Raw genomic sequence first — 9,480 nt, 5'->3', positions numbered from 1 at the left:
AAATTGAAATAGTACACTTTATTGAAGTATGGTATAATAAACAAAGAATACATTCTGTTTTGGGCTATTTAACCCCAGAACAATATGAGAAATCTAAATATATAATTGCGGCTTAATTTAAAGTCCAGTTTTTTGTTGCATATCCATTCTTTGGAACAGAGAAGTTAATCCGCCTAAGGTGGAGAAGATGGTACTGCCGAATGTTGTGTTTCGATACTTTTCGTGATCATGTACACCAGAAATAGAATGAGAGGATAATAGGTCGATGCCAACTTTTAAGCGTCTTGTTCCATAACGGAGTAAAACGCTTTTTTCATACTCTATAGTTAAGTGGGTATTATGAAACTACGAACTAATTATAGCTGGTGGTTGGGTTGTCGTTTTTATTTGATCATTTCAGCAGAGGAAGTATTAAAGATGGTGAACAACGTATTAGGTATAAGTTTTAAGAATAGCTTTTAATTAAGGGCTTTAAAATGAATAATTTCAGTGGTTAAATTTTGTTCTTGATAACCCGTTACTTTTACCAAAAGTTCAAAATAATTTGGGAATTTTCTCATTCCTTGATATTGTGAGAGAATTTTTTCTTCCAGATTATCACTGGTTGCTAATTCCATTAAGCCTTTATTTCCTATGGAATGAGAATCTGAAATAATCATTAAACTTTTGCCTTTGGGTGTAGGAATTTTTATCAGAAAGGCATAGTCGGTATAAAAATTATCGTAGGATTTTATGGCTGAATATTTTATCGTGTCATTTTGACTCAAAAGTAAAAGACTTAATCCGTTTTTATTTGGTATTCTGATTGATGTTTGATCGAGAAAATTTCCCAAAAGACCTATGGATTTCAGGCTTGTTATAGCAATGGTATTATTATTTTTAATATCATCTAAATTAATATTATTGCTTGTTTTTAGATGAATATTATTTTTTGTTTTATGTAAGGCTTTAAAAAGTAAGGGTAAGGAACTTATATTGTTATTGGCAAAATAGGAGATATCACTTTTCTTAATCTCGTATTTATCTTCGGAAAATAGTTTTTGCGAGTTATTAAGTTCTTCTTCCGAATTAATGTTGAAACTACGAATTACTAAAGTCGAGTCGGTTTGTAAATTTCTAATGGTATAGAAAAAAGGATTGCTAAGCATTAGGTTTATATCTTTCTTATCGTTTAGGTAGTTTGCCCAAATCGGATTTTGCTTTTCATTTTTCGAAAAGCAAAAGAATACTGCAAGGATAAATAGATTTAATAGAATAAGGCCAGAACCAATATAAAGAACCGTTTTATATGGAAGAGATTTTGCCAATTTTGTACTTTTCTGACTTGCCGTCTGAAAAGTTAATTCGTATTTACCTTTAGGAATTTGAAGTGTGATTTTTTCGTTGAGACCTTCATTTATATAGAAATCGGTCAGTTTACTTCTTAATTTATGCACATAAACACGGGCAAGTGTTTCGTCATTTTCTTTAAGTTCTCCTTTTCGTTGCAGAAGATCAATGGCAATGTTAATTGCTTTTACATTTTCGTTGTTTTGGTGTGCTTTGAATAAATAGTTCAGTAAGTCTCGGAGTATTTCTGATCTAGAAAACCTTTTAGAATTTATAATTTTCTGAATTAATTTCTTTTTATCTACTTCGGGAATATTCATTCGTAAGAGTCAGATTTATTGTGTATAATGTTATCTGTTACGGTAACTTGTTACCGTTATTAACATTGATTTACAGATATTATTTTCTATTATTGCTTTAAATCGAAAGATAACAATTTCGCTTTAATTAAAACTTTAAATATGAAATGAAGTTTTGAATGTCTTAAAATAAAAATTATGAATAATTGGAGTCGAAGTGTATTGGTCTGTTTAAGTTTGCTGTTTTGTTTTTCAAGCTTCTCAAATGCGCAAGAGAAAAGAATAAGCTATTCTATCAATAAGAATGATTGGAAATTTATAAAAAAAGAGGTTAAGAATGCTAAAAAAAGTTCATTTAAGGATGAAGATTGGTTGAGCATTCAAATTCCTCATGATTTTAATGGAGGAAGTGATGGCGTGAATAGTGATGTTTTTAAAGGTCGGTTCGATTTTGAAAACGATGTTCGTACCATGTATAAAGGACCAGCATGGTATCGTACTCATTTTACAATTGATGAAAATCAAAAAGGGAAACGTGTGTTTATAGAATTTGAAGCTGTTTCTTTGGAAGCTCAGGTTTGGGTGAATGGGAAAAAGGTTGGAATGCATCGGGGAGGATACACTGCTTTTTCATTCGATGTTACAGATTTCATCAAGTTAGGAAAAGAAAATACATTGGCTGTTCGTGCTGATAATTCAAACAATTCGGCTATTGCACCTTGGATGTACGATGAAAAAGGATCTTTCCCTTTTAGTTTTGATTATGCTGTTTATGGTGGAATCTATCGTGATGTGTGGATTCACATTACGGATCCTATAAAAATAGAGAAAGTTTTTAATACTCCTGTTTGTGGTGGACAAGCACCTAGTGTTTTATCTATAGAAACCAAGATTAAAAATTATTCTAAATCATCAACAAAAGTAAAATTAAGTTCTAAAATTTATTCTCCTGATGGTAATTTGGTAGCAGATAAAAAAATGAGTAAAACGATTGAAGCAGGTGATGAAGTTAGTTTTAGACAATCGGAATCTGCTTTGGGTGCTATTCAGTTTTGGAGTGTGGATAAACCACAACTTTACAAGGTAATTTCTACCATTAGTTACGATGGAAAAGAAGTGGACGATTTTGGGAGTACTTTTGGTTTTCGATATTATACGCTTGCCAATCACGAGGCATTTAGTTTAAATGGTGAACAAATGTTGTTGCGTGGTGTCAATCGACATCAAGATATGGAAGGCCTTGGTTATGCTTTACCAAACGAACAACACTTTGCCGATGCAAAATTGATTAAAGAAGCTGGCTTTAATGTGATTCGTCATGCGCATTATCCTTGCGACAGGGACTTTGCAAAAGCTTGTGATGAACTGGGCTTGATGTTATGGTTGGAAATCCCATTGACAGGAAGTGTTTCTGAAGATCCTGAATTTTTGGAGAATTGCAAACAACAGTTGCAGGAAATGATAGAACAGTACTATAATAATCCTTCGGTAATTGTATGGGGAATGGGTAATGAATCGGATCGTTCGGGAGCAAGCGAATCGGTTTCGAACAAGGTGTTTTCCGATTTGGTTACGCTAGCTAAAAAATTAGATCCTAATAGACCAACTACAGGATGTAATTGGAAATACAAATCGAATCAGGAGATTGTGGACGTATATGCACCTCAGGATTGGAGTGGTTGGTATGTTGGTCAAATCGACGATTATAATCCATCTACTATAATTGGCGAGTATGGTGCTGATATGGATTACAATACGCATAGTAATGATAAATTTACGGTTAGTAAAGATTATGGATCATCGGGAATAACCGATTTTTGGTCGCAGGAATATGGTTGTTTTGTGCACGAGTATAAAGTTTCAAAAGGTGAATCGGTAAAAGAAGCATTCCCAGGACATTTTGTTTGGGTGGCTTTCGATTTTGCATCGCCAAGAATTGGTCGTGGAACGAATCCAATTCCTTATATGAACCAAAAGGGTTTGATTATGCACGATCATAAAACAAAAAAAGATGTGTATTACATGTACCAAAGTATGTATCGCAAAGCTAGCGACTATCCAATGGTTTACATTGTTTCTAAATCGTGGCCCGATCGTTTTAAAGAAGAAGGTAACAAAGATGTTTGGGTGTATAGTAATTGCGATTCTGTTGTTCTTTATAACGGATTGAAACGAGAAGTTTCTTACGGATCGAGATTAAAAAATGCTGGACCTAGAGGAGATACTCGTTTTCAGTGGGATTCCATAGCTGTGAATAAGGATATCTTATATGCCGAAGGATGGTTTAAAAATAAAATTGTAGCGCGAGATACCCTTCAATTGGGTAAGTTACCCGACTTAAAGAAATAAAAGGTTGAATCGTTTGATCTTACTTTTTAAGCATCTTATTTCTACGGGAGTAAGGTGCTTATTTTATATATGTAATTAACTGCTATAATATGGATGTGAAAAAAAGGGTTCTAAGTCGATTTAGGTGGGTAATATGTCTTTTAGCAATTGGGCTTTCCGCCCAAACCCGACATCATTTCTTGTCTTGAAACAAGAAACGAAGCAAAGAAATTCAAGGCTACTTTTTAAATGTTTTTCTTATTTTCCTCAGACTTAAGTGCGACTAGGTGATTTTCGAACAAGTTCTCAACTTCCCAGTCTTCCTAAAGCCTTCGTTAAACAAAAATCATTAAAAAAATGCCAGCTCTTAAGACCCTCAAAAAAAATATTCCATAATTTTAATGCAAGAGGTTACTGGTTCTATATCAAAACGATAAAAATCCACGAAATGTACTAATTTTAATTAATTCATCTCTTTCAAGGATGATAACTAACATAATTACTACCGCATTTTTCAAGTCTGGTTATTCAAATTTAAACAATTTGTAATATATAATAGTTACCCACTGTATTCGACATAGAGCCAAAAAAAGCTATCTTTTAGGATAGCCTTTCATTATATTATTTTTTAAAAGAAAATATTAAAATTGATCTTCGATAACAAGAGTCAAAATATCACTTAATTCACGTCCCATAGCTTTAACCTGTTTTGGAATAAAACTGTTGCTTGTCATACCTGGAATTGTGTTTGCTTCGAGCATGTAAGGTTTGCCATCTTTGATGATATAATCAATTCTAACAATCCCTTTACACTTTAATGCATCATATATATCAGACGATAAGTTTTGAATCTCTAAGGTGAGCTCTGGACTTATTCTTGCTGGCGTAATTTCTTCAGCCATTTTAGGATCATACTTTGCTTCGTAATCGAAGAAATCATTTTTAGATACAACTTCGGTTATTGGAAATACAATTTCTTCCTTTCTTGTTTTTACAAGACCACAGGTTACTTCCAATCCACTAATAAATTCCTCAATAATAACTTCGTTACCTTCTTTAAATGCTTTTAAAATGGCACTTTCAAGATCTTTAAATTCTGAGACTTTTGAAATTCCAAAACTCGAACCATCGGCATTGGGCTTAACGAAACAGGGTAAGCCAACTTTATTCTTAATTGCATTGCAATCAAATGTCTCATTTTTCTTAATAAGAATTGATGTTGCAAATTGGTATCCAAGTGCTTTTAAATATGAATTACATGCATGTTTGTTAAAACTTAATGAGCTACTAAGAACATCACATGTAGAGTGTGGTATATTCATAATGCTTAGATAGCCCTGTAGAATTCCATTTTCTCCTGGGGTTCCATGTATTGCTATATAGGCAAAATCAAATTTGATTTTTTGATTAGAAATGACAACACTAAAATCATTTTTATCGATATTGTATTCCTTATCATCAAGATTAACTTTCCAATCTTGGCCCTTAAAAACGGCAATGTAAACTTGGTATAGATTTTTATCAAGTGTATTGAAAATATGCTTCGAAGTTTGCAATGAAATTTCGAATTCAGCTGAGTCTCCTCCAGCAATAATTACAATATTTCTCTTCATAAATTTAGCTCAAACTATTATATTTATTCTTCATCACGATTCGATGTGTATTCTCTCCATTTTTTAATTAGAGCACTCATATCATCTGGAATTTCAGAATCGAATGAAACATATTCGTTTGTTTCTGGATGAATGAAACCTAAGGTTTTTGCATGAAGAGCTTGGCGTGGACATATTTTAAAACAATTTTGAACGAATTGCTTATATTTTGTGAATTTTGTTCCCTTTAGAATTTGATCCCCAGTGTAACTTGCATCATTAAATAACGGATGACCAATATGCTTAAAGTGTGCACGAATTTGGTGTGTACGTCCTGTTTCAAGAATGCATTCTACTAGATTTACATATCCTAATCTTTCTAAAACGCGGTAATGTGTTACGGCATGTTTGCCATGTTCTCCGTCAGGGAACACATCCATTATTTGTCGGTTTTTCAAATTACGACCTATATGTCCAGTTATTGTTCCTTCATCTTCTTCCATGTTTCCCCAAACTAACGCACGGTATTTTCTATCGCTTGTTTTATTGAAGAATTGAAGTGCAAGTTTTGTTTTGGCTATTTCTGTTTTGGCAATAACTAAAATACCAGATGTATCTTTATCAATACGATGAACTAAACCTGGACGTGGGTCATCAGATTCAAATGCAGATGAATTCTTAAGGTGAAAAGCTAATGCATTTAATAGTGTTCCTGAGTAATGACCATAAGATGGATGAACAACCATACCTGGCTTTTTATTTACGATAATGAAAGAATCATCTTCATAAACAATATCTAATGGAATATCTTCAGCAATTAATTTTATTTCGCGAGGAGGATAGCTAAGTACAATTGTTACAATATCACCTGGCTTAACCTTATAATTTCTCTTAACAACCACATCGTTTACACGGATATTTCCATTGTCTGCAGAGTCTTGAATTTTATTTCTAGACGAGTTTAGCATACGAGCAGATAAATATTTGTCAATTCTTAAAGGCGTTTGTCCAGGATCAACAGTATATCTGAAGTGTTCATACGACTCTTTGTTCGCATTGTTATCGTCGGAGTTCTCAAATTCTAAATTTTCTTCTTCTTGCATTATATGTGGATCAGAGATTTTTATTATTTTAACTGGCTTTGAATATATGCCTGAGCATTTTTAATCTTTAAACTATCAGTTGTAAGCCATATATTTATTTTACTACCAGGCGTAATTTTAGACTGGTCTTCGTATGCATGCGACTGCTGATATACTTGAGCATTTAAAGAATCTGTGAGATTAGATACACTATTGTCGAAAGTAATGCGCCCGAAATTTAAGTTCGATAATAAAATGTGTTCTTTAGCGTCGTTATAATGTCTACCAACTAATTCAGGTGTTAATACTTTAACGTTGTTTCCTTTTCCAAGAACGAGGTCAATAGAAGTTCCTTTATCAATAAAATCGCCTTGCTTTAAGGAATCTCCTTTAAATTCAGCGTACAAAACAAGATTATAGAAATCGGAATCTACATATTTTAATGTACCTATTTTAAAGCCATTTGTACTTAGAATTTCGTAGGCTTGTCTAAAGGAATTGTCGATTAAGTTCGGAAATCTGATTTGTTCTGGTTTAAGCGAATTTATTGTAAGAAAAATATTACGATTACGTTTAACCACTGCATTTGCTTTTGGACTTTGATCAATTATGGAGCCTGCAGGTAAAACTGAGTTGTAAACCGAATCGTATATACTGTAGCGTAAATTTGTTTCTTTTATTAGATTCGTTCCTTCTTCTAGACTCATTCCGTAAAGGGATGGTACCTCAATCTCTTCGCCATGATTGGTATATAATCTTAAACTTTGAAGAGTGATCCAAACTAGAACTACTGCAATTATAATTGATAGGCCTAAGTTTTTGTAGAAGATTCCACTTTTAAAAAATTGTCTTAGTCGCATATGTTTTTTATTTGCTATTTGATGCTAATATTTTATTTCTAACAGATAAAATTTGAATGATATCGTTTATACTCTTGTTAAAAGTATAATTATTATCCTCTAATAATTTCTATTTTATATCCATCAGGATCTGTAATAAAATAATATCTAGGTTTTTCTCCTGGTAAGCCTTTAAGTTCTGTTGTTTCTAAGCCCATGTTCTTGTGAAACTCATAAGATGTTTCTAAATCTTTTACAGTTAGAGCGAAATGACCAAATCCGTTACCTATTTCATAAGGTTTTTTAGTATCGTAATTATAGGTTAATTCTATTTCAAACTTATTGTTTTCGTCAGAGAGGTATACAAGTGTAAATTTATAATCAGAAAAGTCAAGTCTTTTTACTTCATTCAAGGATAAAGCTTTCTTATAAAAATCTAAGGACTTGTCTAAATCCATTACTCTGATACAGGCATGTGCTAAATTGTATTTCATTTTCTCGTAATATTAATGTCTTGATTTAACGGTTTTATCTTACTCTTATTCATAATTAACATGAATATAAAGATTAGATGAATCCATAAATTATTTCATGAAGTGAATGAATACAAAAATAGCAGAGATTTTCTTATTAGTGTTAGATATGTTGGTAAATTATGCAGAATCTGAACTCCAATAGATCTCTTTTAGTTAATTTGTCTTAATCATTTATAATGAAGAGGTTCTATTTGTTCTTTGAAATAAGACACTCTTATTAAAAGCAAAAAAAAAGAGTTCATTAAGAACTCTTTAAGTTTTTTACGGAAAACTATATACACAAAAAAGTAAAGAATTTAGCACTCTTTACTTCTAGTATTTTAGAAAATTAATTTCTAAAATTAAGCTTTGTGTCTGCGTTCGCTAGAAACAGATAATTTTTTTCTGCCTTTTGCTCTTCTACGAGATAGTACGGCTCTTCCGTTAGCAGATGCCATTTTGTCTCTGAAACCGTGCTTGTTTCTTCTTTTTCTATTTGATGGTTGAAATGTTCTTTTCATCGCTAAATATTTTTATCGAATAATGTGATTATATGCGTTGATTTTGGACTGCAAAAATAGGTATTTTTTTCATCTAGCAAAAGATTATACCATAAAAATTTAATTTAAAGTGTCATATGGACAACTTTTTTTGTCTCAAAGAAGTCCTCTGTAAAGAAATCCGTGCAATCGAAGAGATTAATTTTTTTTCCATATGCTTTGATTTCTGCCTCAAAGTTACCTCCTTTTATATAAATAATTCCATTTGGAAGGGCATTTATATTTTTTGTTTTGGCATTTTTCTTCACCATATTGACGAATGCAGGAAAAGCTGTAACGGCACGACTAACAATAAAATCATATTTTGTTTTGACTTCTTGTACGCGAGTGTGTTCTGATGTTACATTTTTCAACCCAAGAGCATGAGACACTTCATTAACTACTTTAATTTTTTTGCCAATAGAGTCGATTAAATGAAAATTTGACTCTGGATAAAGAATAGCTAAAGGAATACCCGGAAAACCGCCTCCTGTACCAACATCTAAAACTGTAGATCCTGGTTGGAATTGAATGACTTTAGCTATTGCCAAAGAATGTAAAACGTGATGTAGATATAAAAAATCGATATCTTTTCTTGATATGACATTAATCTTGTCGTTCCATTCTTTGTAAAGATCTTTAAGCTGAGCAAATTGTTCTTTTTGCTTATCAGTTAAATTCTTAAAGTATTTTAAAATTAGTTCCATTCTGTAATTTATAATGCGTGGCAAATATATAATTATAATTTAAGAGCAGAAAATAACTTGAATAAAGGAAAATTGTGTCGAGATAGAATGATTCGTTTAAAAATACCTGAATTCAAGTTGCAAATGCAACTTTTTGATTATTTACAACATAATTATATTTTTCATTTGGAGTCAAGTAATTTAGACGCTTTCTAGGCCTATTATTTAGTTTATCTTGAACCCATTGTACTTTTTCATTTGTTATTCCATC

General features: G+C 32.0%; 9 protein-coding genes. 2 read left to right on the top strand and 7 right to left on the bottom strand.

What is annotated here, in order from left to right:
- Nucleotides 1-2: 2 nt before the first annotated feature.
- Nucleotides 3-116, top strand: a complete 114-nt coding sequence (locus EMN46_RS20525) for an IS3 family transposase (RefSeq protein WP_368667534.1) — start codon at nt 3-5, stop codon at nt 114-116.
- 342 nt (nt 117-458) lie between these two features.
- On the opposite strand, the gene EMN46_RS18195 is transcribed toward EMN46_RS20525, so the two are convergent.
- Nucleotides 459-1,649, bottom strand: a complete 1,191-nt coding sequence (locus tag EMN46_RS18195) for a hypothetical protein (protein ID WP_154202423.1) — start codon at nt 1,647-1,649, stop codon at nt 459-461.
- 177 nt (nt 1,650-1,826) lie between these two features.
- Here EMN46_RS18195 and EMN46_RS18190 point away from each other — a divergent pair, with 177 nt between their 5' ends.
- Nucleotides 1,827-3,977 carry a glycoside hydrolase family 2 protein gene (locus tag EMN46_RS18190; protein WP_154202421.1) on the top strand — a complete coding sequence of 717 codons (2,151 nt, stop codon included), beginning with the start codon at nt 1,827-1,829 and terminating at the stop codon, nt 3,975-3,977.
- A 620-nt stretch (nt 3,978-4,597) separates the two neighbouring features.
- On the opposite strand, the gene EMN46_RS18185 is transcribed toward EMN46_RS18190, so the two are convergent.
- The 6 genes from EMN46_RS18185 to rsmG form a co-directional block, all read right to left on the bottom strand.
- Nucleotides 4,598-5,569: a D-alanine--D-alanine ligase gene (locus EMN46_RS18185; protein ID WP_154202419.1), complete on the bottom strand. Its 972-nt coding sequence runs from the start codon at nt 5,567-5,569 to the stop codon at nt 4,598-4,600.
- Between the two features lie 23 nt (nt 5,570-5,592).
- The gene (locus EMN46_RS18180; protein ID WP_154202417.1) at nt 5,593-6,651 is read right to left on the bottom strand and encodes an RluA family pseudouridine synthase; all 1,059 of its coding nucleotides are present in this window, start codon (nt 6,649-6,651) and stop codon (nt 5,593-5,595) included.
- 23 nt (nt 6,652-6,674) lie between these two features.
- The gene (locus EMN46_RS18175) at nt 6,675-7,490 is read right to left on the bottom strand and encodes a PASTA domain-containing protein (RefSeq protein ID WP_154202415.1); all 816 of its coding nucleotides are present in this window, start codon (nt 7,488-7,490) and stop codon (nt 6,675-6,677) included.
- A gap of 92 nt (nt 7,491-7,582) precedes the next feature.
- The gene (locus tag EMN46_RS18170) at nt 7,583-7,963 is read right to left on the bottom strand and encodes a VOC family protein (protein WP_154202413.1); all 381 of its coding nucleotides are present in this window, start codon (nt 7,961-7,963) and stop codon (nt 7,583-7,585) included.
- A 383-nt stretch (nt 7,964-8,346) separates the two neighbouring features.
- A complete protein-coding gene (gene rpmH, locus EMN46_RS18165; protein ID WP_125029576.1) occupies nt 8,347-8,505 on the bottom strand; it encodes a 50S ribosomal protein L34 in 159 nt (52 codons plus the stop codon).
- Between the two features lie 104 nt (nt 8,506-8,609).
- Complete coding sequence (gene rsmG / locus EMN46_RS18160) at nt 8,610-9,230, bottom strand: 16S rRNA (guanine(527)-N(7))-methyltransferase RsmG (RefSeq protein WP_154202411.1); 621 nt, start codon at nt 9,228-9,230, stop codon at nt 8,610-8,612.
- Nucleotides 9,231-9,480: the final 250 nt, after the last annotated feature.

Origin of the sequence: Ancylomarina sp. 16SWW S1-10-2, assembly GCF_009669305.1 — a bacterium.
Lineage (GTDB): Bacteria > Bacteroidota > Bacteroidia > Bacteroidales > Marinifilaceae > Ancylomarina.
This window is presented reverse-complemented; position numbering and strand designations above follow the sequence as displayed.